23 protein-coding genes and 1 pseudogene are annotated in these 24,617 nt (G+C 57.4%); 1 reads left to right on the top strand and 23 read right to left on the bottom strand.

From position 1 onward, the window contains the following. Positions 1–21 precede the first annotated feature (21 nt). The 5 genes from ABD76_RS20985 to ABD76_RS20965 all read right to left on the bottom strand — a co-directional run bounded on the left by ABD76_RS20985 (position 22) and on the right by ABD76_RS20965 (position 4,930). Entirely contained in the window at positions 22–1,065 is a 1,044-nt protein-coding gene (locus tag ABD76_RS20985; protein WP_275100843.1) for an ABC transporter substrate-binding protein, read from the bottom strand. 64 nt (positions 1,066–1,129) lie between these two features. Next, positions 1,130–1,948: an ABC transporter permease gene (locus tag ABD76_RS20980; protein WP_197259066.1), complete on the bottom strand. Its 819-nt coding sequence runs from the start codon at positions 1,946–1,948 to the stop codon at positions 1,130–1,132. Next, on the bottom strand, positions 1,945–2,796 hold the full coding sequence (locus ABD76_RS20975) for an ABC transporter permease (protein WP_197259065.1): 852 nt from the start codon (positions 2,794–2,796) through the stop codon (positions 1,945–1,947). Before ABD76_RS20975 ends, ABD76_RS20980 begins: the two co-directional genes overlap by 4 nt. Next, entirely contained in the window at positions 2,793–3,764 is a 972-nt protein-coding gene (locus tag ABD76_RS20970; RefSeq protein ID WP_197259064.1) for an ABC transporter ATP-binding protein, read from the bottom strand. Before ABD76_RS20970 ends, ABD76_RS20975 begins: the two co-directional genes overlap by 4 nt. 389 nt (positions 3,765–4,153) lie before the next feature. Next, positions 4,154–4,930 carry an SIMPL domain-containing protein gene (locus ABD76_RS20965; protein ID WP_197259063.1) on the bottom strand — a complete coding sequence of 259 codons (777 nt, stop codon included), beginning with the start codon at positions 4,928–4,930 and terminating at the stop codon, positions 4,154–4,156. A gap of 238 nt (positions 4,931–5,168) precedes the next feature. Here ABD76_RS20965 and ABD76_RS20960 point away from each other — a divergent pair, with 238 nt between their 5' ends. Then, positions 5,169–5,669, top strand: coding sequence for a hypothetical protein (locus tag ABD76_RS20960; protein ID WP_197259062.1), 501 nt, complete (start codon positions 5,169–5,171; stop codon positions 5,667–5,669). 189 nt (positions 5,670–5,858) lie between these two features. Here the strand turns inward: ABD76_RS20960 and ABD76_RS20955 are convergent, their stop codons facing one another. The 18 genes and pseudogenes from ABD76_RS20955 to ABD76_RS29030 all read right to left on the bottom strand — a co-directional run. Then, a complete protein-coding gene (locus ABD76_RS20955) occupies positions 5,859–6,125 on the bottom strand; it encodes an HPr family phosphocarrier protein (RefSeq protein ID WP_006678144.1) in 267 nt (88 codons plus the stop codon). 115 nt (positions 6,126–6,240) lie between these two features. Beyond that, complete coding sequence (whiA, locus tag ABD76_RS20950; protein ID WP_197259061.1) at positions 6,241–7,173, bottom strand: DNA-binding protein WhiA; 933 nt, start codon at positions 7,171–7,173, stop codon at positions 6,241–6,243. A 7-nt stretch (positions 7,174–7,180) separates the two neighbouring features. Then, positions 7,181–8,122, bottom strand: coding sequence for a gluconeogenesis factor YvcK family protein (locus ABD76_RS20945; RefSeq protein WP_206765750.1), 942 nt, complete (start codon positions 8,120–8,122; stop codon positions 7,181–7,183). Positions 8,123–8,179: 57 nt separating this feature from the next. Beyond that, positions 8,180–9,076, bottom strand: a complete 897-nt coding sequence (gene rapZ, locus ABD76_RS20940) for an RNase adapter RapZ (protein ID WP_197259060.1) — start codon at positions 9,074–9,076, stop codon at positions 8,180–8,182. Between the two features lie 28 nt (positions 9,077–9,104). Continuing rightward, the gene (locus ABD76_RS20935) at positions 9,105–10,055 is read right to left on the bottom strand and encodes an ROK family glucokinase (RefSeq protein WP_197259059.1); all 951 of its coding nucleotides are present in this window, start codon (positions 10,053–10,055) and stop codon (positions 9,105–9,107) included. Between the two features lie 286 nt (positions 10,056–10,341). After that, on the bottom strand, positions 10,342–11,304 hold the full coding sequence (gene trxB, locus ABD76_RS20930) for a thioredoxin-disulfide reductase (protein WP_197259058.1): 963 nt from the start codon (positions 11,302–11,304) through the stop codon (positions 10,342–10,344). 122 nt (positions 11,305–11,426) lie between these two features. Next, positions 11,427–13,349, bottom strand: a complete 1,923-nt coding sequence (locus ABD76_RS20925) for a tetratricopeptide repeat protein (RefSeq protein ID WP_197259057.1) — start codon at positions 13,347–13,349, stop codon at positions 11,427–11,429. Between the two features lie 342 nt (positions 13,350–13,691). Beyond that, positions 13,692–14,477, bottom strand: a complete 786-nt coding sequence (gene hisIE, locus ABD76_RS20920; protein ID WP_197259056.1) for a bifunctional phosphoribosyl-AMP cyclohydrolase/phosphoribosyl-ATP diphosphatase HisIE — start codon at positions 14,475–14,477, stop codon at positions 13,692–13,694. After that, on the bottom strand, positions 14,474–15,232 hold the full coding sequence (gene hisF / locus ABD76_RS20915; RefSeq protein WP_197259055.1) for an imidazole glycerol phosphate synthase subunit HisF: 759 nt from the start codon (positions 15,230–15,232) through the stop codon (positions 14,474–14,476). The genes hisIE and hisF overlap by 4 nt, the downstream gene beginning before the upstream one ends. A gap of 102 nt (positions 15,233–15,334) precedes the next feature. After that, a complete protein-coding gene (gene hisA, locus ABD76_RS20910) occupies positions 15,335–16,099 on the bottom strand; it encodes a 1-(5-phosphoribosyl)-5-[(5-phosphoribosylamino)methylideneamino]imidazole-4-carboxamide isomerase (protein ID WP_197259054.1) in 765 nt (254 codons plus the stop codon). A gap of 451 nt (positions 16,100–16,550) precedes the next feature. Further along, complete coding sequence (gene hisH, locus ABD76_RS20905) at positions 16,551–17,183, bottom strand: imidazole glycerol phosphate synthase subunit HisH (RefSeq protein ID WP_197259053.1); 633 nt, start codon at positions 17,181–17,183, stop codon at positions 16,551–16,553. 3 nt (positions 17,184–17,186) lie between these two features. Further along, entirely contained in the window at positions 17,187–17,789 is a 603-nt protein-coding gene (gene hisB, locus ABD76_RS20900; RefSeq protein ID WP_197259052.1) for an imidazoleglycerol-phosphate dehydratase HisB, read from the bottom strand. A gap of 82 nt (positions 17,790–17,871) precedes the next feature. Continuing rightward, complete coding sequence (gene hisD, locus ABD76_RS20895; RefSeq protein WP_197259051.1) at positions 17,872–19,158, bottom strand: histidinol dehydrogenase; 1,287 nt, start codon at positions 19,156–19,158, stop codon at positions 17,872–17,874. A gap of 209 nt (positions 19,159–19,367) precedes the next feature. Next, positions 19,368–20,000, bottom strand: coding sequence for an ATP phosphoribosyltransferase (gene hisG / locus ABD76_RS20890; protein WP_197259050.1), 633 nt, complete (start codon positions 19,998–20,000; stop codon positions 19,368–19,370). 82 nt (positions 20,001–20,082) lie between these two features. Then, positions 20,083–21,294 (bottom strand): ATP phosphoribosyltransferase regulatory subunit, encoded by a 1,212-nt coding sequence (locus ABD76_RS20885; protein WP_197259049.1) that lies wholly within the window; start codon positions 21,292–21,294, stop codon positions 20,083–20,085. A gap of 199 nt (positions 21,295–21,493) precedes the next feature. After that, positions 21,494–22,675, bottom strand: coding sequence for an acyltransferase (locus ABD76_RS20880; RefSeq protein WP_197259048.1), 1,182 nt, complete (start codon positions 22,673–22,675; stop codon positions 21,494–21,496). 227 nt (positions 22,676–22,902) lie between these two features. Next, entirely contained in the window at positions 22,903–24,156 is a 1,254-nt protein-coding gene (locus tag ABD76_RS20875; protein WP_197259047.1) for a polysaccharide deacetylase family protein, read from the bottom strand. A gap of 260 nt (positions 24,157–24,416) precedes the next feature. Next, positions 24,417–24,617, bottom strand: a pseudogene (locus tag ABD76_RS29030) (IS1380 family transposase); the annotation flags it as partial.

Here is a 24,617-nt window from a genome sequence, read left to right as displayed (position 1 = left end):
TGGATATACCAGCTTCTGGCCTTATCGGCCGCTCTTCAGCTCGGTCCACAGGCGGTCATACAATTGAATCGACTTGCCGACATCGAGCAGCCATTCCGTACGCTCAAGCTCTTCATCGGTCAGGTTGATCATCGGATTGTTCAAATATTCCTCGCTATGGAATTCCTTCGCCTTCGTAACCGGGTTGCTGTAGCCGACGAACTCGTAGTTCTTCGCGCTGTTCTCCGGATCAAGCATGAAGTTGATGAATTTCTCGGCCAACTCCTTGTTCTTGGCTCCCTTCGGGATAGCGTAGGTATCCGCGAAGATCGTGCTGCCTTCCTGTGGAACGACATAGGCCACATCCGGATTCTCCGCCGCGATGAAAGCCGCGTCGCCGGACCATACCGTCCCGATCCAGCCTTCTTCCTGGATCATCTTCTGCTTGATGTTGTCCGTATCGAACGCAACCACGTTCGGCACCAGCTTCCGCAAGTCGTCCGCCGCCGCATTGATGTCGGCCTCGTTATCCGTGCTGTTCGATTTTCCTGCCTTTTTGAGCGCCATCCCGATAATCTCGCGATTGTCGTCCAACAGCAGAACCTTGCCCTTGTACTCGTCCTTCCACAGATCGGCCCAGCTTGTCGGCGGCTCGGCAATATGCTTCTTATTATAGGCAATGCCCGTTACGCCCCACATATAAATAATGGAATGCTCGCTGTTCGGGTCATATGCCGGATTTTTGAAACGGTCTACTACGTATTGGAAGTTCGGGATGTTGTCCTTGTTGATCGTCTCAAGCAAATCCTGCTTAATCATGCTGGCCACCATATAATCCGATGGCTGTATCAGATCATAATTAGCTCCGCCGGCCTTGATCTTGGCCAGAAGCTCCTCATTGTTCGCGAACACCGCCATATTTACCTTGACGTTGTTCTCCTGTTCGAACTTCTCAATCATCTCTGGATTGAAATTATCCGCCCACGTATACAAATTCAACGTATCTTTGCTCGAAGAGCATCCGGCCAACGCGGAGATTGTCAGCACTCCCGCCAATACGGCAGCGAACCATTTCATTTTTTTCAATTCTTTCTACCCCTCTCTGATCCGCAGGATCCCAATGATTCATTTTCAATTGCAGCGATTCGTTTTAAAACGGCAGCATCGAGCTTTTCTTCTCGCCGTTGCCCCGGTTCAGCATCCACTGCGCCAGCACAATCAGTCCGACGCTGAGTAAAATGAGCAGCGTGCACAGCGCGTTAATTTCCGGCGATATGCCGCGCTTGACCGAACCGTAAATATAGATCGGCAGCGTGGTCGAGTTCGGCCCCGCCACGAAAAAGCTGATCAGGAAATCGTCGATCGACAGCGTAAAGGCAATCAGCGCTCCCGCGATAATGCCCGGCCATATCGACGGCAGGGTGATGTAGCGGAATGTCTGCCATGGCGTGGCTCCCAGATCCGAAGCCGCCTCTTCCAGTTGTCCCCCCATATTTGCCAGCCGCGAGGAGACGATGACATATACATACGAGATGCTGAACGTAATATGCGCGATGATGACCGTCGTCTTGCCGAGTGGCATATTCAGTTGGCTGAACAGCACGAGCAGCGACAGGCCCATAATGATGTCCGGCACGATGATTGGCAAGTAGAGCAGGCCGGCGATTCCTTTTTTCACCCGGCTCAGCATGCGCCGCATCGCAAGCGCTGCCATCGTGCCGAATACCGTGGATAACACCGTCGATACGAGCGCGATAATGAGGCTGTTGCTCAGCGCCTCCATCACCTGCCGGTTCTGGAACAACGACCCGTACCATTTGAAGGTAAATCCGCTCCAGCTTGCATTCAGCCGCGAATCATTAAATGAAAAAACCATAATCAATATGATCGGAATATAAATGAACAGAAGCAGCAGGAACGAGTGGCAAGCCAACAGCGGGTGCTGCTTCGATGCGGATGCTGTCTTCATGCCCTCGCCTCCTTCGATGCCTCATATTTGGATCGGAGCGCCCGTTGGAACAATCCGATAATAATCAGGGCGCTGATGACGAACACCACCGACAAGGCAGAGCCGAACGGCCAGTTGCGCGCCCCGAGGAACTGGTTCTGAATAATATTGCTTAGCATCTGCGCCTTGGCGCCGCCCAAAATATCGGTGACCACGAACATGCCTGTCGTCGTGACGAACACGAGCACGCTTCCGGTCATAATCCCGGACCTCGTCTGCGGCAGCGTAATATGCCAGAATGCGCTCCAGCGGCCTGCCCCGAGATCGCTGGCCGCCTCCAGCAGCCGCTTGTCCATTTGCTCCAGAGCGACATAAATGGGCAGCACCATGAACGGGATGAACGTATACACCATCCCGAGCAGCACGGCTCCTTTGGTATACAGCATCTGGAGCGGCTCTTGAATCCATCCGACATCCAGCAGCACCTGGTTCACGATGCCCTGCGTCCGCAGCAGCAGCACCCAGGCATAGGCGCGAATCAAGAAGTTGATCCAGAACGGAATCGTAATGAGAATGAGCCACATCTTCTGCCGCCCCGGGCTCGCCTGGGAAATGTAATAGGCCAGCGGATAAGCGAGCAGCAGGCAGATCGCTGTCGTCACAAGCGAGAGCCATAGCGTATCCCAGTAAATGCCCAAATAGAGCGGGTCAAAAAAGCGGGCGTAATGTTCGAGCGTAAACGTAAATACGACATTGCCCAACTCGTCGCGTTGCATGAAAGATACGGCAAAGACCGCGATCATCGGCACGACGAGAAATATCGTCAGCCACAACACGACCGGCGCAATGATGCCGAAGGAGCGTCTCATGGGCCGATAATCACCTCGTCTCTCGCGTTCCAATGAACGCCGACACGCTGTCCGATTTGCCAGGAACGGGTGTCCGTAAAATCAAGCACGGCCGTCACCGTTGTCTGTTCATTTTCCATATGAACAATCAATTTATGAATATTCCCCAAATAGACAATGTCCTGTATAATTCCTGCCTTGCGCGCCCCTTCCGTCTCCTCCGAGATGCGAATCTTCTCCGGACGGACGGCGAACATATTGTCTTCGTAGAACACGTTGTTCTCGCCGACGAACGTAGCGGCAAACAACGTCTCCGGGCGTTCGTAAATTTCTTTAGGCGCTCCCACCTGCTCGACGCGGCCGTTGTTCATGATGACGATCCGGTCGGACATCATCATCGCTTCTTCCTGATCGTGAGTGACATAGACAAACGTAATTCCCAAATTCCGCTGCAGCTGCTTCAATTCGCTCTGCAGGTTCTTGCGGAGCTGCAAGTCAAGCGCGCCGAGCGGCTCATCCAGGAGCAGCACCTTCGGCTTGTTGGCAATCGCCCGCGCAATGGCGACACGCTGCTGCTGTCCACCGGACAACTGATGCGGATATCGCGCAGCGAGCGGAGTCAGCTGTGTCAGCCGAATCGCTTCGGCAATGCGCTCACGCTGTTCCGCTTGCGGTATTTTTTTCATTTTCAGGCCAAATTGAATATTTTGCTCCACCGTCATATGGGGGAACAGAGCGTAATGCTGGAATACGAGATTCAGATCCCGTTTGTTCGGAGGCAATTGCGTCACGTTTACGCCGTCCAACCGAATCTCTCCTGCCGTAGGCAGCTCGAAGCCGGCAATCATACGCAAAATCGTGGTCTTGCCACAACCACTTGGGCCGAGCAGCGTTAGAAATTCTCCCTCATCAATCGTGAGCGACAAAGGATGTACTACGGGTTGCCCGGCAAAGTGCTTCTCCACATTTACCAGTTGTATCAAGAGCATCAACCCCTTATATCGTCAGCCTATCCACGGGATACGGCAAGCCGCTCCGGTCGGGACGACGCCGCCGCGAAAATCGGATAATATGCGATAAGAATGCATATGCGCATACCTTGTCCTCTTATCCATTAAGCAAAAAAAGCCATATCCGTTGGTATGGCTTCCCGTTCGTTCACGTTGGCGTTTTTGCATATCCAATATACATCGTTTTGCTTGGTGATACAACTATTTTTACGTAATTTCGACAAATGCATACATCCATCTTCAATGGATTGACTCATTTCATCCAGCTAAAGGACTCCCACCCACATTTTTGTAGCTTCGCGCAAAAGCCCCTCGCCCGTCCGCGAATCGCCGCGGCGCCGGGAAGGGGCCTTCCGTCTCTTCCGATCTTATTTCATTTCGAACAGGACCTGCACTTGCGCGCGCAGCTTCACCTGGCCGCCTTGAGGAGCGGAACCGGCAGCGTCGGCGGCGGAAGCGTTCATCATCGACAGCTTTTCGTTCATGACCCGCACCGGCTGCCAATCCGCGCCGGATTCCACAATCGCGAGCGCCGGTCCGACTTGGCGATTGGCCGCCTTGGCCAGCGCGCCGGCCTTGCTCGCCGCATGCTTCACAGCCTTTTCAAGCACCTGGGACTCGAAGGCGTCGCGCTTCTCGATATCGAATTGAATCTGCTGCACCCGCGTCGCGTCGGCTCCGGCTACCGCGTCCACCAGATTGCCCAGCTTCGCGAGGTCGCGGTACGTCACGCGAACGGCGTGGCGGGCTTCATAACCGACGACCTTCGGTTCGCTGTTCTCCGCGTATTTATATACCGGGTTGACGGAAAAATCGGTCGTTTTCACTTGAGTATCCGCAATTCCGTATTTCGTTAACACCTGCTTCGCCTTGTCGAATGCCGCAGCATTCAGCTTTTGAGCTTGCGCAGCCGTATCCGCCTTCGATTCCGTGACGATATCGACATAAGCAATATCCGGCGCAACCTCCAAGTCGCCTTGTCCCACAACCGTAATCGTGTTTCTGTCCATAATCGCAGCCTCCCCTGCCGCCTGTGCCGACTGTGGAGCGGCGGCTCCCCATGCGCCGAACAGCAATGTGCCGACGACGACGGCTGCCACCGCCGTCCGCCGCCACTTCCGTCCATGTGCGTTCAGATTCATCATCCCATACCCCTCCATCGCTTATATTGGTAAGTTTATCAACTTGCTTACGTTTTAAACGAGGAGATGACCAAATAGGTTGCACCCGCGCATGAATTATTTTCCGAACAGCCTGACTGTCCTTCATGTAGGCAACCGCTTTCGACTAGACGGGCTAAATGATTTTCATTGTCATTTGATGTAACTTGTGTTACATTCTAGTTGTAATTATTCTATTTGTTGAAAGAGGAGGTAATTTCTGTTGTTTACGCGTAAATGGACGAAACGTGTCGCCGCAATCGCTATGGCAGTCAGTCTCCTTTCCCCCGCCACCTTGTTCGCGCAAGGTTCCGGCCCACACGACTGGAATCAGCAGAATGCACCTGAACGCGGGAGCTCCCAGATCTACATAAAGAACGTGGTTCCATTTAACGGCACGGCCATCTACCACTGGACGGCCACCTTCGAGACGACGACCCACTATCAGATTCCGAACGATATCGACATTCCGAAGGACAGCCACCGGAAAAATATTTTGGTCTATCTGACAACTGAGAAAAATACCGGGAACAATACCGAATTCGATGTCGAGCTGGAACGGTACTATCCATGGTCCGGCTGGATCAGGGAAGATACCAAGACGGGGTATGTCGGCTGGACCGCGGACGAAGTCGCCTTCAAGGGCATCAAGGATGGCGAGAGATACCGCATCCGCATCCGGGGCAATGTGAAGGGCACCGCCGATGTGTTCAGCCAATGGTAAGCCTGGGCTGTATATGGCACAGGACCTGAGCATGATGCTCAGGTCCTGTCTTGGTTCCGGCCCCGGAACAACGCGGCGCGTGCCGAGAGGCGCCCGGTTCGCCGGACAATCGGTATGGAGTCGGGCGGCCATCTCTTACGCCGCTCGTGTATCATCTGCCTTATGCCTACAAGCGGCACGCAGGTCCAATTAGTTTTCCAACTCTTCCTTGCTGACCAAGGATACTAAAGCGCTTACAGCCTGTTCTGCGTCCGCGCCATCCGCTGTAATGGTAATGGACGTGCCTGAGCCGATTGCAAGACTCATGATCCCCATAATGCTCTTCGCATTTACTTTTTTATCTTCCTTTTCCACGAAGATATCCGAAGAATATTTATTCGCTTCTTGAACGAACAAGGCCGCCGGTCGTGCATGCAATCCTGTCTTCAAACGTACCACAACTGGTTGTTGAGCCATGCGGATCATACCCCCTACATTTCCTGTATAGTTTACTAATCAATTCACGTTTACGCCATTTCCTTCAGTTTATCACATTATAGCATTTTAAACGATGGTACACTAGGAATAAAATTCATCCGTTTCTTATTCTTTCGGCCATCTCATCGATTTTGCGCAGCCGGTGATTGACTCCGGACTTGCTCACCTTCCCCTTGAGCATCTCACCGACCTCCTTCAGATTCAGATCGGGATGAGCCAGGCGAACCTCCGCGACTTCGCGAAGCTTGTCAGGAAGCTGCTCCAGTCCAATCTCCTTCTCAATCAGGCGGATATTCTCGATCTGGCGCACGGCCGCGCCAATCGTCTTGTTCAGATTCGCCGTCTCGCAGTTGACAATCCGGTTCACGGAGTTCCGCATATCCCGCATGATGCGGACGTCTTCGAACTTGAACAGCGCCTGATGCGCCCCGATAATATTGAGGAACTCAATGATTTTCTCGCCTTCTTTAATGTACAGCACGAACCCTTTTTTGCGTTCGATGAACCGGGCATTGAGCCGGAATTCATTGGCCAATTCGACAATAGCCTTGCAATGCTCTTCGTACATCGATGAAATCTCGAGATGGTAAGAGGATCCTTCCGGATTGTTAACCGATCCGCCGGCAAGAAATGCCCCCCGCAAATAAGCCCGTTTACAGCAATTGTTCGCGATAATCCGCTTATCTATTCCATCCGTGAACTGGAACCCTTCGGATACGATATGCAGATCATGCAGAATCTCCTGCACCTGGGAAGGAATGCGAACGATATACACATTATTTTTCTTCAAACGCATTTTTTTGCGCACCAGCAGCTCCGTATGCGCCTGATAGAACTTCTTGATGAACGTGTATATCCGGCGGGCAATCGCCGCGTTCTCCGTTGAAATATCCAGAATGACCTTGCGGTTCGAAGAGAGCTGCACGGAGCCGTTCATGCGCATTAACGCCGCCAATTCTGCCCGTTCACAGCATGCATCGGACTCCATTAACGTCAATTCTTTTTTCGTCTGCGCTGCAAAGGACATTCTCCGCTCACCTCTTTCGTAACATCCAATTCTCCACCAGCTGATAAATGTGATGGCTCAGCTTTTCCGCATCATGCCGCAAATAGGTGCGGAACAATACGAGGGAATCGGCGATCACCTTGTAACCTCTCTTCGTCACTTCATCCAAATCCAAATGCACTGCACGCGCCCCCTGCTCGGCGTAGCGGTCCTGCACTTGAGGCGGTATCTCCCCGTCGTTCACGATGACATAATCGAAAAGATTCTCGCCCACATGCTGCTGGATGGCTTCGAGATGGTCACTGACCTTATAATTATCCGTCTCTCCCGGCTGTGTCATGACATTGCAGACGAAGATTTTGACGGCATCCGACTCCTTGACCGCCTGTGCCAGCTTCGGAACAAGCAGCGTCGGGATAATACTCGTATATAGGCTTCCCGGACCGACCAGGATCGCATCCGCCTCCTGCAGCGCCTGTACGGCCTCAGGAAGCGCCTCCACCTGCTCCGGCTCGAGGAAGACCCGCTTGATGCGCTGGCCTGCCTGCGGTATGGCAGACTCGCCCTCCACAATGGTGCCGTCGGTCATCTCCGCATTCAGCACAATCGCCTGATTGGCGGCCGGCAGCACCCGCCCGCGCACGGCCAGCACCCGGCTCAGTTCACGGATGCCCGCGACGAAGTCGCCCGTAATATCCGTCATGGCGGCCAGGATCAGATTCCCAAGGCTGTGCCCAGCCAGGCCGGTTCCATTCGGGAAGCGGTATTTCAGCATCTCCGACAACGAGGGCTCCACATCCGCCAACGCCGTCAAGACGTTGCGAATGTCCCCCGGCGGCGGCATTTGCAGCTCTTGGCGCAAAATACCGGAACTTCCGCCGTCATCGGCGACCGTGACGATAGCCGTGATGTCAAGCGGCTTCTCCTTGAGGCCGCGCAGCATGACAGACAGACCGGTACCGCCGCCCATAACGACGATGCGCGGCAGCTCGCGCTCTTCTCCTATCCGCACTTCAGTATCCCCCCATCAATGCCGATCGCGTTCGGAATCCCGATGGCTTACGCGAACGACCTCCGTCTCGCTGGAACCGAGCGTGCGGCCCAAATATTCCGCGACGGCCACGGAACGGTGCTTCCCGCCAGTGCAGCCGATGCCGATGACGACCTGGCTCTTCCCTTCCTTGCGGTATTGGGGAAGCAGAAATTGAAGCAAGTCGAGCAGCTTGCTCAAAAATGCCTGCGTCTCCGGCCATTTCATAACATAATCATACACTTCGATATCTTGGCCGGTATGCGGGCGCAACTGCTCCACATAATGAGGATTTGGCAGAAACCGCACGTCAAAAATGAGATCCGCATCGATAGGAACCCCATATTTGAAGCCGAAGGAGGTGACGTTGACCGACATGCGGTTCTGATCGGCCTGCGTGAACCTCGAGACGATGCGTTCTTTGAGCTGCGCCGGCTTGAGACTGCTCGTGTCAATCACCTGATTGGCCCAGCCCTTCAAATCCTCCAGCAGCTTGCGCTCCATCTTGATGCCTTCCAGGGGCATGCCGTTCGGCTTCAATGGATGGCGGCGCCGGCTCTCCTTGTAGCGTTGGACGAGGACTTCATCCGTCGCATCCAAGAACAAAATTTCACAATTAATTGTATAATGTTCTCTAATATAATTCAAAGACTCCGATAAGGCCGTGAAAAACTCCCGCCCGCGCAAGTCGATAACGAGCGCGACCTTTCCGATTTTCCCTTTGGACTGCTCAATCAGCTCCGCGAATTTGGGGATTAGCACAGGAGGCAAGTTATCTACGCAAAAAAATCCGAGATCCTCCAGGCTTTGTACCGCTATAGTCTTGCCTGCACCGGACATCCCCGTAATGATGACTAATTTAGCAAGCGCTGCCGTTTCTGTTGAATCGATCATCGTTCGTCCTCTCCCTTACCAATGCCGATTACGAACGCAAGAACAATCCAGCCGCACCAATCATACCTGCATCATTGCCTAGCTCAGCCGGCACGATCGATACGCCGCGCGTAACCGGTTCAGGTGTTAGCTTCATGAACGTCTCCCGGATTTGCTCGAACAAGAACTCGCCGGCCTTCGACAAGCCGCCGCCGATAATGAACCGCTCCGGATTCAAGGTGACCGCCACCGCAGCCATCGATTTGCCCAAGTAGAAGGCTGCGCGAGAGATAATGCGGACGGCCACCTCGTCACCGGCCTTCGCCGCATCGAACACATCCTTCGCCGCGATCTCCTCCAGCAGCGACAGGGACGTGCGATCGCCGCGCTCTACCGCATCCTTCGCCATGCGAATGATGCCGGTTGCGGAGGATACCGTCTCCAGGCAGCCCATCTTGCCGCAGCCGCACTGAATCGCTTCCAGATCCGGAATGACGGCGATATGGCCCAGCTCTCCGGCCATGCCGGAAAATCCTTGCACAATCTTCCCGTTGATAATAATTCCGCCGCCGACACCGGTACCCAGCGTATAGCAGACGCAATTGTCGACGCCTTTGCCCGCGCCGCTCCACGCTTCTCCCAACGCCGCCACATTGGCGTCATTGTCAATCTTGACCGGCTTGCCCAACCGTTCTTCCAATATGGCACGAATCGGCACATCCTTGAAGCCTACGTTGGGCGCCAACAAGATAACGCCTTCCTTCACATTCGTAAACCCAGCGACCCCTGCACCAATTCCAGCCACCTGGCTCCAATCGTAAGGAGACTCCTCCACGATCCGGCGAATATAGTTCTCAATGTTGTCTATGACGGTATCGGGGCCCTTGGCAACTTCAGTCGGACCTTCAAACGTTTGCAGCAGCCGGCCTTCCGTATCACAAATACCGACCTTGATAGCCGTTCCGCCCAAATCGACACCCACGTAGATTTGCTCAGACATGCGTCATCCACCTTTATACTTGTAATCGTATCCTTAATCGTATGTTACTTCAGTACCCACTATACGCGAACGCCGGAAACAGGTCAAGGCGTGCGCCGCCCGCCCGCAGGGGCGATCCGGGCCCTTCCCGGGCCGATTCCGCGCGCCCTTGGCCGCCAGCCCCGCGAGATCAAATACGGAGCCCGCAGGCTCCGTCTCGACGATGAAATTGTTGCAAAAAATCTACTTATCTCGCGACCGGGAAGCCTCGCCACCGAATGGGGGAAGTCCCGGTCACACAGAACGGTTATCCCAAAGTCGTGCTCCAGTCATGAACCATGCTGCCTTCCAGGAATTTCTCGCAATCCAGCGCCGCCTGACAGCCGGAACCGGCCGCGGTAATCGCTTGGCGGTACTTCATGTCCTGCACGTCGCCGGCCGCGAAGATGCCCGGAACGCTCGTCTCGGTCGTGCCCGGCTTCACGATTACGTAGCCTTGCTCATTCAGCTCCACCTTGCCGCGCAGGAAATCGGTGTTCGGCTTATGCCCGATCGCCACGAACAAGCCGTCGGTCTCGATGACTTCCTCTGCGCCCGTGTCGTTGTTGCGCACTTTGAGGCCGGTGACGCCCATGCCCGTCGACAGCACCTCCAGCGGCGTCCGGTTCAGCGCCCAAGAGATCTTCGCGTTTTCGCGCGCCCGGTCCTGCATGATTTTGGAGGCGCGCAGCTCGTCGCGCCGGTGCACGATCGTCAGCTCCGAGGCGAAGCGAGTCAGGAAGTTGGCCTCCTCCATCGCGGAGTCTCCGCCGCCGACGACGACGATTTTTTTGCCCCGGAAGAAGAAGCCGTCGCACGTCGCGCACGCGCTGACCCCTTTGCCGATATTATCCTGTTCTCCAGGAATGTTCAAATACTTCGCGCTGGCTCCGGTCGAGATAATGAGCGTCTCGGCCCAGATTTCCTCCAGACCTTCCCCCGTCAGCTTGAACGGGCGCTGCGATGTGTCAATGTCGGTCACCCAGCCGGTAACGAACGTCGTACCGAAGCGCTCCGCCTGCTTGCGCATGTTTTCCATCAGTTCAGGACCCATAATCCCGTCCGGGAACCCTGGGAAGTTCTCTACATCGGTTGTCGTCGTAAGCTGGCCTCCCGGCTGCGGGCCTTCGATCACGAGCGGATTCAGATTGGCGCGCGCCAGATAGATCGCCGCCGTGTACCCCGCAGGTCCTGTTCCGATAACGACCGATTTATATACTTTCTTCTCCATATGAAAAGGCCTCCTTCACTATTAGAGGTTATTCAAAAAGTCCGCTTTTGACCCCAAAGTGATTCAGGGAGACAAGCAGCTTTCCGAACACGCCCGGTGATCAACTTGGGAAAACGCGTCTATTAATAAATGTTCTTCTCGGTTGTCTCTGCGCGGAATGCCTCTTCTATGCGCTTGGCATGCTTGGCGACCGTCGCCGCGGATACGGCGTACCGTTCCCCCGCTTCGCTGCGGGTGAGCGGATGGCCGAGCTTCTTCGCGACGATATACTCAATCGCCGCCGCCCAAGAGTCCGCCTTCGCGATGCGCGGCACTTCATTAGGATATGACCGACGGAGAAATTCAATCCAGAGCTTCTCCGCGTCATGCATCTGAATCATGTCGTACCGCCCGTTCATTCCGGTCCGAATCGCATCGATCACCTGCTCCCAGCCCGGTTCCCAGGTCGGGAGGCCGCTTCCCAGGTGATACCCGTCCACGAGCTGCTTCTTGCCGCCCAACTCCACTTCAAGCGCATCCTCTACGCCAAGCAGACGCAGCACATAGACGGTCAATTCCTTCACGTAGCCATCCTGCTCCGGATCGAGAAGCAGCCCCCGGAGCGCCTGCTTCGCCTCGTCATCATTAATGAGACTCATCGCCTGAAGCGCCTGCAGCTTCGTTGCGGAGTCGCCCGAGCGCAGCGCCCAGAACAGGGACGAGCGGACGAGCGGATCCGACTTCAACTGCCGCTCCCATTCGGCGGCCGTCCCCGGATCTCCGGCTTCATGCCGGATATTCCGTTCCGCTGCCGCGGACCGCTCATCCCGCCGTCCGGGGCGCGCCTTCCCCTCGTAAGGAATCCGGTAATGATAGCTCGGCATCGGATCCGGAAGACCTCCCTCGCGCCGCTGGAGCAGCTCCAAGTAATACGAGCCGATGCCGCTCTCCGGATCGAGGCGCCGGCAGGCGGCCCACCAGCCGGCCGCTTCATCGTACCGGCCGAGATGGCAGGCCGCCACCGCCGCGCAATGATAGACGCCCGGCTCGGGAGGCGATCCGGTCGCGAGCAGGCGCCGCAGATGGCGGTAAGCCTCCTCATGCCGACCGAGGATGCCGAGCGTGTTCGCCAGCTTGAAGGCCGGCTCCCGATGGAACGGCTGAAGCTTCGCCAGCCGCTCCATCAGCTCCCGCTCCTGTTCGGCCCGCCCGGCCTGGCGCTCGAATATGGCCAGATTGCAAAGGGCATGCATATGTCCGGGATCCAGCGCGAGCACCTGGTGAAGCATCTCGCGGGCGTCCTTGAATAAGCCCATATAATAATAGGCAAGCGCCAGATTGTTCCGGGCAGGCAGATCGCCGGGATTCGCCTTCAGCAGCCGCTCCAGTATGCGGCCCGCCTCCACGAAACGCCCTTCTTCCATCATCCGCCGGGCTTCCTGATGCTCGGCTTCCTGCCCGCTCCGCGCTTCCCGGGCTTGTCCGGGCAGAGACGCCAACTCGCCGCTTCCTTCGGACTCCGCCGCCCGGCTCAATGCGGCAGCGGCTTCCTTCAAGCCTCTGGCCGCTTCTTCGAGGGCGGCCGCATTGGCGGGCGGCCTGGCTTCCGCGTACGATCCGGGCCGGTTCATCTCGTCATGAAGCATTTCCTTCATTTCCAGCGCCTCGCTGCGGTATGCCCCCTGGGGATCCAGCGCCAAGTAAATATCAAGCGCGGCCTCCGCCTCCTGATAGCATTCAAGATAAGCGAAATTATTCGCCATATAGTAATAGCATTCACTCATGGATGGATCGAGCTCGTTCACAATATGGCGGAGGATGAGATTTGACTCCTCGAAGCGCCCGGTCTCTGCCAACGCTCCAGCCAGATTGCACTGGTGAATCGCATCGCCGGGTTCGCATTCGGCCGCTCTGCGGAAATACCGCAATGCCTTGTCATATTGCAGCCGATCCAATAATTTAACCGCGCGATCGGAATACGCGGCCGCATCTACCGGGAACATCACGACATTGCCATTCGCGTCCGCGTTGTCCCTGCCGGTTCGATGTGGCTTCTCTCCTGCCATCGCCAAGGCACCTCCTGCCGCATCATCGTTGTATACATAACCTTCAGTATATCATAATGACGCGCCTTCCCCCACCCCTTCGTTGAGGCGTCCGGAGCCGAAGGCGACTGGCTTTCTCTTGATCGATTGAGGAAGACGGGAGGCTGGAAGTGGCCGGGTGCGGCTCCGCCCGAATCGGCGCCCTGACGCCGGTGCACCCCAATTCGCGTTGCCTAGGGCTTCTTTTCCTTATACACTGTTTTTCCATGGCTTACGCACCTCCAGACGAATCCGCCTCCTGCACGCCAAAAAGCGGCCCCCGCTCCTCGCACTCAAGGAACAGGCGTCCGCCCATGAAGGTGCTTACGATTCAGTTGGAGTCTTGATCTTGCCGTGCGCGTTATAGGTATCGCGGCGCGGCCCTTGATGCCGGCACCGCAGCTCATTCAACACCTGCGTGAACGGCAGCTTCCGCTCGCGCAGCAGCACAAGCAAATGGAAGATCAAATCGGCAGCCTCGCCGGTCAATTCTTCATTATCGCCGTTTTTGGCGGCAATAAGCACCTCGGCGCTCTCTTCGCCGAGCTTTTTCAATATTTTATCGATTCCGGAATCAAATAAATAGGTCGTATAAGCCCCTTCGGGCCGCTCCTCCTCCCGCTCGGCGATCACCTGCTCGAGCTCCGTCAGGACCGGGTACAGATCGGCGGTCCGTTCCCGTTCTGCTGCATCCGCCCCTCCCCTCAATGCCTCCAGCGTCTCCGGCCCTTCAGACCCCGGAGCCGTTTCGCTGCGATCTGCGTCGAAGCAGGTATATGTCCCCGTATGGCAGGCGGGACCGTTCGGGATCACCTGAATGAGCAGCGTATCCCCGTCACAATCGGCAGCCATCTCGACAATGCGCTGCGTGTTGCCGCTGGTGGCGCCTTTATGCCACAGCTCCTTCCGGGAGCGGCTCCAGAAGATGGTCTCCCCCGCCTCGCATGACTTCAAGAGCGACTCGCGGCTCATATAGGCCATCATCAGCACCTCCCGGGTGCCCGCATCCTGCACGATCGCCGGAACGAGCCCCTGCCCGTCCCAGCGGATGCGATCCGCCAACGCCGCCCCGTAGGCGCTCAGCCCGGCCGTCCTTCCCGATTCTGTCATCGCACATTCACCCCTTGCTGGCGCAGTGTTTCTTTGACTTCCTGTACCGAGACTTCTTTATAGTGGAAAATGGAAGCCGCCAATGCCGCATCCGCCCCGCCCTGCTGGAACGCCTCCAGGAAATGCTCGGCACGCCCGGCGCCGCCGGAAGCGATCACCGGGATGCCGACCGCGTCGGACACGGCGCGGGTCAGCCGAATATCGAAACCGTCCTTCGTCCCGTCCGCATCCATGCTCGTCAGCAGTATCTCGCCGGCACCCAGCTTCTCGGCCTCCCGGGCCCATTCCAGCACGCGGAGACCGGTTGGCGTGCGTCCGCCGTGAATATAGACCTCCCATTCGCCCCATTCCTCACGGTAGCGGGCGTCCACCGCGACGACGATGCACTGCGAGCCGAAGCGGCGCGCCCCGTCGCGAATAAGGGACGGCTGCTGCACCGCGGCCGTATTGATTCCGATCTTGTCCGCGCCCGCGCGCAAAATCCGCATCATATCATCGACGCGTCCGATGCCGCCGCCCACGGTGAAGGGAATCGAGATCTCGGCCGCCGTCTGCCGGACGACCTCCACCATCGTGGCCCGGCCCTCCACCGAAGCGGAAATATCGAGAAAAACCAATTCATCTGCGCCCTCCCGATCATATAGGGCGGCCAGCTCCACCGGATCGCCGGCATCGCGCAGCTGCACGAAGTTAACGCCCTTGACGACCCGCCCGTCCTTGACGTCGAGGCAAGGGATGATTCGTTTGGCTAACATGTGCATTCCTCCATTCCTCGCAGGCATTCGTTCTCCATGAATGAGCATCGGTACTGTCCATTCCTCAGCCCCTTGGCCCAGGCCAAATCGGCCGCCGGCATGTTATAGCGGCGTCTGACGACCGCCGCTTCCGGCCCCTTCAGCCAGCCGGACCGCCTCCTCCAGGCGTACGCTCCCGGTATACAACGCCTTGCCGATAATGGCGCCGCCGACGCCGTCCTTCGCCTGAGCGGCCAGCGTCTCCACATCCGCCATGCTGCTGACGCCGCCCGAGGCGATGACCTGCTGGCCGCAAGCCCGGGCCAACGCCGTGATCGCCTCCACATTCGGCCCCCGCATCATGCCGTCGCGGGTAATATCGGTAAAAATGAACGTCTTCGCGCCCGCTTCGGCGAGCTGGCAGGCCAGCGCTTCCGCCTGCACCTCCGACGTCTCGAGCCAGCCGCGCGTCGCCACATAACCGTCGCGCGCATCGATGCCGATCGCGACATGGGCGCCGTGCCGGGCCAGCACGTCTTCGACGAACGCGCGATCCTCAATCGCGGCCGTGCCGAGAATGACCCGCGCCACGCCCGCTTCCAGCAGCCGCTCCACATCCGCTCGCGTCCGCAAGCCGCCGCCCACCTGCACCGGCACGCCGACGGTGCGGGCGATCTCCCCGATGAGCCGGTCATTGACCGGGTGCCCGGCCTTCGCGCCGTCCAAATCGACGAGATGAATCCAGGAAGCGCCCTCCCGCTCCCAGCGGCGAGCCACATCGAGCGGGAAATCATCATAAACCGTCTCTTGGCCGTAGTCTCCCTGAACGAGCCGCACACAGCGTCCTCCCCGGATATCGATGGCCGGATAAATTGTAAATGCCGTCATACGGTTACCCCCCTTGTCACTGGAACCCCTTGTGCTTCCGTGCTCACATCGTTCCTCCCTTCGGATGCAACACCCGCACGCGCTCCCGCTGCCCCGCCAATCCTGCAAAAGTATAGTTTTGTTTTTTGGGGCAAGCCTATTTGACGCCAATCCTGCAAAAATAAATCATTTTTCCCATATATTTCGCAATCCACCCTTTATATCACGAAATTGATGCAACGCTGCAGGAATTTCTTCTTTTCACAACAGAAACTAGTCAAAAAACTGCACTTTTGCAGCTTTCGCCCATCATCGCCCCCACTGCGCACTGTTCCTGCTCATGCCTCGCGCTTTTCCTTGCTCTCGCCTACGCCTCGCCTCTCCTTCTCCTCGCCTGCTCCTTCGGCGACAGACTCTTCGGCAAGGGAGTGTCTTTGCAACAACTGAGCCTTTTCGATCCCGGATCGCTAGATCAATCCCGGGCCGCTCGCGGGCCCTCGGCCAGACGGAGGAACCGCTCCAGCAGCAGCCGGCCGACTTCTCCGCTCTTCTCGGGATGGAACTGCATGCCGTACAGGCGGCCCCGGCCGACCATCGCCGTCACCGCATGGCCTCCGTACTGGCAGACGGCGATCACGTCCTCCTGCTTCCCGGCCAGCACATGGTACGAGTGGACGAAGTAGACATGCCCTTCCTCCAGCCCGGCCGTCAGCGCATGATCCGCCTGCCGCCATTGGAGCCGGTTCCAGCCCATATGCGGCACCTTGTAAGGGCCGCCCTCGAAGCGGACGACCCGGCCGGGCAGAAGCCCGAGTCCGGCATGGCGGCCATGCTCTTCCCCTTCCTCAAAGAGCAGCTGCATGCCGAGGCAGATGCCGAGCGCCGGCTTGCCGGCCTGCACCGCCTCCGTGAACGCCCGGCCCAGGCCGGACGTCTGCAGCGATTCCATCGCATCGCCGAACGCGCCCACGCCGGGCAGAATAATGCCCTCAGCCTCCGCCAGATCCCCGGGCTCGCGGCAGATGACCGCTTCATAGCCGAGGCGCTCCACCGCCGTGCTGACGCTGTGCAGATTTCCCATACCGTAATCCAATACCGCAATCATCGCTTACAGCACTCCCTTGGTGGACGGAACGCCCTGCACGCGCGGATCGATCGCGGTCGCTTCATCCAAGGCCCGCCCGAGCGCCTTGAACACGGCTTCGATAATATGGTGCGTGTTCTGCCCGTAATGAACGATAACATGGAGCGTCATGCGGCTCTCCAGCGCCAGCTTCCATAGAAATTCATGCACCAGCTCGGTATCGAACGCCCCGACCCGGGCGGCCGGATAGACCGCGCGGTGCTCGAAGTGAGGCCGGTTGCTCAGATCGATGACGACTTGGGCAAGCGCCTCGTCCATCGGAACGAACACCGAGGCATAGCGCCGGATGCCCGCTTTATTCCCGAGCGCCTCGCGCAGCGCCTGGCCGAGACAAATGCCGATATCCTCCACCGTATGGTGGTCATCGATGTCCGTATCCCCCTTCGCCTGGACGGCGAGATCGAACTGGCCATGCTTCGCGAACAGGTCCAGCATATGGTTCAGGAACGGCACGCCCGTCTCCAGGCGGCTCGTGCCGCTTCCGTCTACCTTGAACGACAGCTGTATATCCGTCTCATTCGTTGTGCGGGCAATGGCCGCTTCCCGCGCTTGCAATCCATATTCCATTGATCGTTCCGCCCTTCTTCTCGTATATGCTGTATTGCGGTATCGACGCCGGGAAGCTCTCCCTGTCCCGGCAGCCGGCGTTCTATTCCTTCATCTGCCCGAGCCGGATTCCGATCGCGCGGGCATGCGCCTCCAGACCTTCATGGCGGGCGAGCTCCATAATCCGCTCCCCGTCGCGCTGCAGCGCCTCCCGGCTGTACCGGATCAGACTCGACTTCTTCATGAACATATCAACGTCGACCGGCGAAGAGAAGCGCGCCGTGCCATTCGTCGGAATGATATGGTTCGGACCGGCGTAATAGTCGCCCACCGGCTCAGAGCTGTACTCGCCAAGGAAGATCGCGCCGGCATTCTCGATAGCGCCTACCCATTCCATCGGGTCGGACGTCACAATCTCCAGATGCTCCGGCGCGAGCCGATTGACCAGCTCCACGCCTTCCTTCAGCCCGGGCACCACCACGATCGCGCCATACCCTTCCAGCGACTTGGCCGCGATATCCCGGCGCGGCAGCGTGGCGAGCTGGCGGTCCACCTCGGCAGCCACCGCCTCCGCAAGCTGGCGGGAGTCCGTGACGAGCACGGCGGACGCCATCCCGTCATGCTCGGCCTGGGAGAGCAGATCGGCCGCCACATAGGCCGGCGTCGCCGTCGCATCCGCCAGGACGACAATCTCGGAAGGTCCGGCGATGCTGTCGATATCGACCGCGCCGTACACCTCGCGCTTCGCCAGGGCGACATAAATATTGCCGGGCCCGCAGATTTTGTCGACCGGGGCGACCGTCTCCGTGCCGTAAGCCAGGGCGGCGATCGCTTGCGCCCCGCCAACCCGGTAGATTTCCTTCACGCCGGCTTCCGCCGCCGCGACCAGAATATGCGGATCGATGCCGCCCTGGCCGCCGGTCGAAGGCGGCGTAACCATGACGATCTCGGGCACGCCCGCGACCTGAGCGGGGATGACGTTCATCAGCACGGACGAAGGATAAGCCGCGCTCCCGCCGGGCACATAGACGCCGACTCGCTTCAGCGGCCGCACAATTTGCCCCAGCAGCGTGCCGTCCGGCTGGAAATCCATCCATGACGTCCGCTTCTGCTTCTCGTGGAAGGCGCGGATATTCGCGGCCGCCTCGCGCAGGGCGGCGAGGAAGGCGTCCTTCACCTGCCCGTAGGCCGCCTCAATCTCCTCCGATGCGATGCGAAGCTGTGCGGAAGCCAGCTCCATCCGGTCGAACTGCCCGGTATAACGGAGAACCGCCGCATCCCCCTCCTTCCGCACATCCCGAATAATCGCCTGAACCGTCTCCAACTGCTCCCGCGTTCCATAATCCGCCTTACGCTCCACACGCCAATCCGCTGCTTCGATAATCCGCATGCTGCTCTCCCGTCCTCTCCTCAAATCTATCGCAGGCGTCCGGCGCGTCGCCGGCCCTTCCGGCGGCGGGTCGGATCGACCGCGATCCTGCCGTTCTCTCTGTCCTTCATATATCTCTTGCAATCAACCTGCTATCTGTATAAATCTATATCATTCCGCCATAGATCCGCTCGAAGAAGCACGAAGCGGACGGCGACAGTCCGCACCTCCTATAACTGGGGAGGCACGACGCGCTGTATCCGGTCGCATAGCTGCTGAATCGCTTCGTTCTTCATCCGGTAGCTGACCCGGTTCGCAATCAGCCGGCTCGTAATGCCGAACATCTCTTCCAGCTCCACCAGCCCGTTCTCCTTCAACGTTTTGCCGGTCTCGACCATATCGACGATCCGATCCGCCAGCCCGATTAACGGAGCCAGCTCGATCGAGCCGTTCAGCTTAATCACTTCCACCTGCTGGCCCTGCTCCCGGAAATACTGCGAAGCGACATTGGGGTACTTCGTCGCGACCCGCAGATGAATGGATGGCTTCCAGGACGGAAGGCCAATCACCGACATCCGGCAGCGGGCAATGCCGAGATCGAGCAGCTCATAGACATCCTTGTTCTCTTCCATGAGCACATCTTTGCCGGCGATGCCGACATCCGCCACTCCGTATTCGACATAAGTCGGAACGTCGACCGGCTTCGCCATGATGAACTGCATCCGCGCTTCCGGCACGTCAATGATCAGCTTGCGGGAATCCTCCTCGTCCTCGGGGACCGGCAGTCCCGCATCGCGAAAGAGCGTGGAAGCCTGCCTGTAGATTCGGCCCTTCGGCATGGCCACCTTCAACCAATCCTGCATCGTATCCCTCCTGTCTTTCATGCGGGCGGCGAGGCGAAGCGGAATTCCCGCTTCCGGCCTCATTCCCGCCATCTTGCCTGCGTCACGATTGCGTAAAGGTGAGCACTTCGCGGTAACGGCCACCCTGCGGCTGGCCTTCGGCTTCCGCTCCGTCCCGGGATGTCCTTCCCGCCGCGTCGCCACCCAGCAGCCGGGTAACGGCGATCACGCCTGCCTCCCGCAGCCGGGCCGCTTCCGCCAAAGCGTCCGCCCGCCTGGCCGCCTCATATTGAATCAGCACCGGCTTCGCCTGCTCCTCTTCGTTCCCGCCAGGCCGGGACAAGGCATCCATAATGCGCGTCGTCTTGAGCGCGAAGCCCGTCGCCGGAGCAGGACGGCCGAATTGCTGCAGCAAATGATCGTAACGCCCGCCGCTCATGATCGGGAAGCCCATATCTGCGGCATATCCTTCAAAAATGGTGCCCGTATAATAAGAAAAGTCCCCCAGCATCGTCAAATCAAGCAGCAGATGCTCTGCCGCCCCGTACGCCTCCAGCACTTCCCATACCTGCTCCAGATGAGCAAGCGAAGCGGCCATCTCCGGCGTCCCGGACAGCGTGCGCGCCTGATCCAGCACCGCGCGCCCGCCCCGTAGCTGCAGCAGCGCCTCCAGCCGCTCGCTCCGCTCGGCATCCAGCCCGAGCAGGCTCGCCTGCGCCCGGTAGCCGACCACGTCGCGCTGAATCAGCAGGTGCTTCAGGCGCAGCTGGCTCTCCTCATCCCCGGGCAGCGCATCCTCGAACAAGCTCTGCACATATCCGTGATGGCCGAGCGCCACCTTGAAGCTCTCGATTCCCGAGGCCTTCAAGCAAGCGATGGCCAGCGCGATTACCTCCGCATCCGCCTCCGGCGAACCGTCGCCCGCCAGCTCCGCGCCCGTCTGGAAAAACTCGGCCTCCCGCCCCGCTTCATCTTCCATCGCGCGGAACACATTCGCATGATAGGACAGGCGAATCGGGAATGGCTCCTTGCCGAGCAAGGAAGAGACGACGCGCGCGATCGGCCCCGTCATGTCCGAACGCAGCACCATCGGCGTTCCGCGCTGGTTCAGCAGCTTGAACAGCTTCTGATCGGAGGTGGCGCTGGCCGTTCCTACCGTGTCATAAAACTCCATCGTCGGGGTAATAATTTGCGCATATCCCCAGCACTCCATCGTATGGAGCACCTTCCGCTCGATTTCTCTTAGCTTGCGAACCGCTTCCGGCAAATAATCCCGCACGCCGGACGGCTTCTCGAACATTCTCGGCTTCGACATGGACTCACCCCGCATTGATAAGCATTTTACTTTAATATGGTACAGTACTACCAAGTTAATTTATTAGCAAAATGAAGTAAAAATTTAAAGGTAATATTATCACGGATCAGCGTCATCGTCAATCCCTAAGCGCTCTTCTTCAACACTGCCGCACACGGCAAAAAGACCGCCTGCGACGGCAGACGGTCTTGATGTTTCCTTATGCGCTTGTGCCCGGGGTGATGGATCCCGATTTTTGCCGCGGCGCCCGCTTCGCCTTGAAGCTGCGCGGGACGGCGCCGAATCCGATCCAGGCGAACGGGATAAAGCGGAATGCGGCATAGACGACGAGCCAGGACAAGCCGAGCGCGACGGCATAGCCTCCCGCGATATACAGCATATACGCCAGCGAGCCGCCTCCATGCCAAGCATATTTGCGGTACAAGGCAAGGAACACGGGATGCAGCAGGTAGATGCCGAAGGACAGATCCCCCAGCTGCACAAGAGCTTTGCGAAGCCAGTCCGGCAGCTTCCGTTCCAGGAAAAAGGCGAGCTGCATCAAGACGATGGCGGATGTGAGCGTATGGAAGTTCCACAGCAACTCATAGACAAGCGAGTTGGTCCATTCGTTGGTCGAACGCGACCAGAACCAGACCTGTACATGAAGCATGGCGAACAGCAGCCACGCGCCCCACAGCCCAAGCGACCCGATCCGGTAGCGGAGCGGATTGCCCTTCTGCCCGAGCGAAGTCAGCCACGGCCGAATTTTCTCGTAGTTCAAGCCGACATAGGCGCCCAGGAAATAATAGCTGACATAAGACAGCGAGATGCTGCCTTTATTGACAATCTGGAGGTCATACTTGTTCCAGAGCACGAAGCCCCACTGCAGCAGCAGCCCGAGCGGAATCGACCACGCCAATATCGTCTTGGAACGGAACAGCTTGAGCATCAACGGGAACAAGATGTAGAATTGAATGCTGATAAAAACAAAATATAAGTGCGTATAAGCCGATCCGGTCAATATCTTCGTGAAAAAGGAATACACCGTATCCTCGAAGCCGCGGGTGCGGTAATACATCATATGCTGCATCAGGAAGTACCCTATCGATGCCACGATATACGGAATTATCACGTACAACAACCGGTTCCGGTAGAACTTGCCCAGCACGGCGGGCTCCAGCTTGTCCCGTCCGCCATAGTTGTAGAACAGAACGAAGCTGCTCAACAGGATGAAGGTCGGCGTCCCGTATTTGAAAAAGATGTTGAAAAAGTTATACAGATAATACCAGTTCGAATCAACCATATCTACCGTCGCCTGCGAGGTCGAATGCACGCTGATGACGCCAATCATGGCCAGCGCCCGCACAATAGGAATGGCAGTAATGTGCTCTTTGCGGCTCATTGTCCTTCCTTTCCGACACCTGCCGGCCGGCAAGCATCTGAACAGGCAGGCGCGGCCAGTCTCGCATCGACCGGCAGCGCCTGCTCCTAAAATGATGAATGATTGCAGGTTATGAAATGAAAAACATTTACAACATAACATTATATGTCAAAATTCGACTAACCTCAACCGAAAACATCGCTTTTTAGTGGAAGATTCGACTAGTAAAGTTTACGCATGGCGGTATATTATATGCCATTATCCGAATATTGCCCCGGGAACAACTCGATGCTGCGATCCGCATCTCTCATCTTATAGCTCAAACGGAAGTGATGATTTAAATCGTTGAGCGCAACATACCATTTTCCGTTCTTCACGATAGGAGGGACAGACATCATCAGCTCAGCGCCGTTCCAGGTCACGGTTCGGCTCGGTTTGACGGGGGCCACCTTCGTATGCGCGCCCCCGTTGCGCATCTGCTCGATCAGCTTCGGCGTCGCAATCTGCTGATTCCCCGCATTGATTCGGAATCCGTTCCGGTTGTTCCGCCCGTTGATCCCGGGTCGAACCGTGAACGTAATCGGGATATCCAGCTCGCGGCAAATCTCCAGCACCTTGCTGTTATAGGCGCCGAACGGGAACGCCAGCAAGCTGTGCGTATTGCCCAGTTCCTGCTTCAGCACCTTCTCCGCCGTGGCCAGATCGCGGCGAACCCGCTGCTCATATTCCTCTTCGGTCTCCTTGCGGTCTTCTTTCTTCAGGTACCGCTTCCAGGTCAGCATCGGGCGGAGATAGCCCCGTTCATTCACCGGGCGGTACTCATGCGATTGGAAGGTATGGCTGTAGAAGCTCATCCCGTGCTGCTTCATCTCCCGCATTTGCGCCCAGGTCAGCTTCTTGTGCTTGGACTGCTTCGGATTGTCAATCGTCTCGACGATAACGAAGTTCGTGGCGGTCAGATGGTATTTCCGCAGCACCGGGTACACTTCCGTATAGAACGACTCGTACCCGTCATCGAAGGTAATCAGCACGGCATTCGGCGGGACGGGGGCGCCGTGCAGCATATAATCGATGTATTCATCCATGGTTATTACATGAAACCCGCTGCTCATCATCGCCTGAAGCTGCTCCTCGAACTGCTCCGGCGAGATAAACGTGACGTTGTCCGGGTTCTTCTGTACATTGTGGTACATGAGTACAACAACCTGATCCTCATAAAATACCGGATTATAATTCCATTGCGATTCCGGTCTCGTCGTCGGGAACAGCTGAAGCTCTTTTCCCTCATCGACGATATGTACGTCCACTCCGTATGCTTGCTGCAGCGCATCAGCCGAGATATACCATTCTCCGCCCGCCTGAAGCGCGTACTCGCCTTGGTCGGCTTGACCCTTCCAGACGAGAGGGCGGCTGACGATATCATTCCTGTCAATATCAATGAACAGCGCGACGCACAGCAGGGCAATCAGGAGCACCGCGCCTGCAGCACGTCTCATCCTCATTCCCTTCATCCTCTACACCATCTCTTTGTTGCACCTATCCAACATTAGTGCATTCCCTAATGCTTGTCATTTCTTACTTTTTTTATTTATCTAAAAAATTCCTGAATCCGTGAAAGGGTTACGATTAAGAGAACCAGCACTATCAGCTGTAACGAAAGGCGCAGAAAGCAGAGGCGATGACTCGATTCACTTGAAAAAGACATCACGAAACAAAGCTTCCCTTGTGCAAAGCTTGAACGGAAACATAGGTTCGCAATTGATTATCCCGACAAGATCCCGTAAATGCGCTGGAATGTCTGAAACCATGGACTATGTCTTCCGAAGCGGAGCTTCGTTTGTCTGGCATGCTCTACCATTCGAGAGGCCAGCCAGATCAGATTTTCGATGACCGTTTTGACCCGCCTGCGGCTGACTTTGTTTCGAAGTGGGGCGTCCGGTTCTTGAATGGAAATTTGCCCAAT

The sequence above is a fragment of the Paenibacillus dendritiformis genome, assembly GCF_015845845.1.
Classification (GTDB): domain Bacteria; phylum Bacillota; class Bacilli; order Paenibacillales; family Paenibacillaceae; genus Paenibacillus_B; species Paenibacillus_B dendritiformis_C.
The sequence above is the reverse complement of the archived record's forward strand: the minus strand, read 5'-3'. Positions and strand labels throughout refer to the sequence as shown.

What these genes read in the sequence shown, in the direction of transcription:
- ABD76_RS20935 (WP_197259059.1), bottom strand. Translation starts at nt 10,055, where the DNA reads ATGTCTGAGCAAATCTACGTGGGTGTCGATTTGGGCGGAACGGCTATC.
- hisA (WP_197259054.1), bottom strand. Translation starts at nt 16,099, where the DNA reads ATGACGGCATTTACAATTTATCCGGCCATCGATATCCGGGGAGGACGC.
- hisF (WP_197259055.1), bottom strand. Translation starts at nt 15,232, where the DNA reads ATGTTAGCCAAACGAATCATCCCTTGCCTCGACGTCAAGGACGGGCGG.
- ABD76_RS20980 (WP_197259066.1), bottom strand. Translation starts at nt 1,948, where the DNA reads ATGAAGACAGCATCCGCATCGAAGCAGCACCCGCTGTTGGCTTGCCAC.
- hisG (WP_197259050.1), bottom strand. Translation starts at nt 20,000, where the DNA reads ATGCAGGATTGGTTGAAGGTGGCCATGCCGAAGGGCCGAATCTACAGG.
- hisD (WP_197259051.1), bottom strand. Translation starts at nt 19,158, where the DNA reads ATGCGGATTATCGAAGCAGCGGATTGGCGTGTGGAGCGTAAGGCGGAT.
- hisIE (WP_197259056.1), bottom strand. Translation starts at nt 14,477, where the DNA reads ATGACAGAATCGGGAAGGACGGCCGGGCTGAGCGCCTACGGGGCGGCG.
- trxB (WP_197259058.1), bottom strand. Translation starts at nt 11,304, where the DNA reads ATGGAGAAGAAAGTATATAAATCGGTCGTTATCGGAACAGGACCTGCG.
- ABD76_RS20955 (WP_006678144.1), bottom strand. Translation starts at nt 6,125, where the DNA reads ATGGCTCAACAACCAGTTGTGGTACGTTTGAAGACAGGATTGCATGCA.
- hisH (WP_197259053.1), bottom strand. Translation starts at nt 17,183, where the DNA reads ATGATTGCGGTATTGGATTACGGTATGGGAAATCTGCACAGCGTCAGC.
- ABD76_RS20880 (WP_197259048.1), bottom strand. Translation starts at nt 22,675, where the DNA reads ATGAGCCGCAAAGAGCACATTACTGCCATTCCTATTGTGCGGGCGCTG.
- ABD76_RS20875 (WP_197259047.1), bottom strand. Translation starts at nt 24,156, where the DNA reads ATGAGGATGAGACGTGCTGCAGGCGCGGTGCTCCTGATTGCCCTGCTG.
- ABD76_RS20945 (WP_206765750.1), bottom strand. Translation starts at nt 8,122, where the DNA reads ATGGGCGGCGGTACCGGTCTGTCTGTCATGCTGCGCGGCCTCAAGGAG.
- whiA (WP_197259061.1), bottom strand. Translation starts at nt 7,173, where the DNA reads ATGTCCTTTGCAGCGCAGACGAAAAAAGAATTGACGTTAATGGAGTCC.
- ABD76_RS20965 (WP_197259063.1), bottom strand. Translation starts at nt 4,930, where the DNA reads ATGATGAATCTGAACGCACATGGACGGAAGTGGCGGCGGACGGCGGTG.
- hisB (WP_197259052.1), bottom strand. Translation starts at nt 17,789, where the DNA reads ATGGAATATGGATTGCAAGCGCGGGAAGCGGCCATTGCCCGCACAACG.
- ABD76_RS20885 (WP_197259049.1), bottom strand. Translation starts at nt 21,294, where the DNA reads ATGTCGAAGCCGAGAATGTTCGAGAAGCCGTCCGGCGTGCGGGATTAT.
- ABD76_RS20925 (WP_197259057.1), bottom strand. Translation starts at nt 13,349, where the DNA reads ATGGCAGGAGAGAAGCCACATCGAACCGGCAGGGACAACGCGGACGCG.
- rapZ (WP_197259060.1), bottom strand. Translation starts at nt 9,076, where the DNA reads ATGATCGATTCAACAGAAACGGCAGCGCTTGCTAAATTAGTCATCATT.
- ABD76_RS20970 (WP_197259064.1), bottom strand. Translation starts at nt 3,764, where the DNA reads ATGCTCTTGATACAACTGGTAAATGTGGAGAAGCACTTTGCCGGGCAA.
- ABD76_RS20975 (WP_197259065.1), bottom strand. Translation starts at nt 2,796, where the DNA reads ATGAGACGCTCCTTCGGCATCATTGCGCCGGTCGTGTTGTGGCTGACG.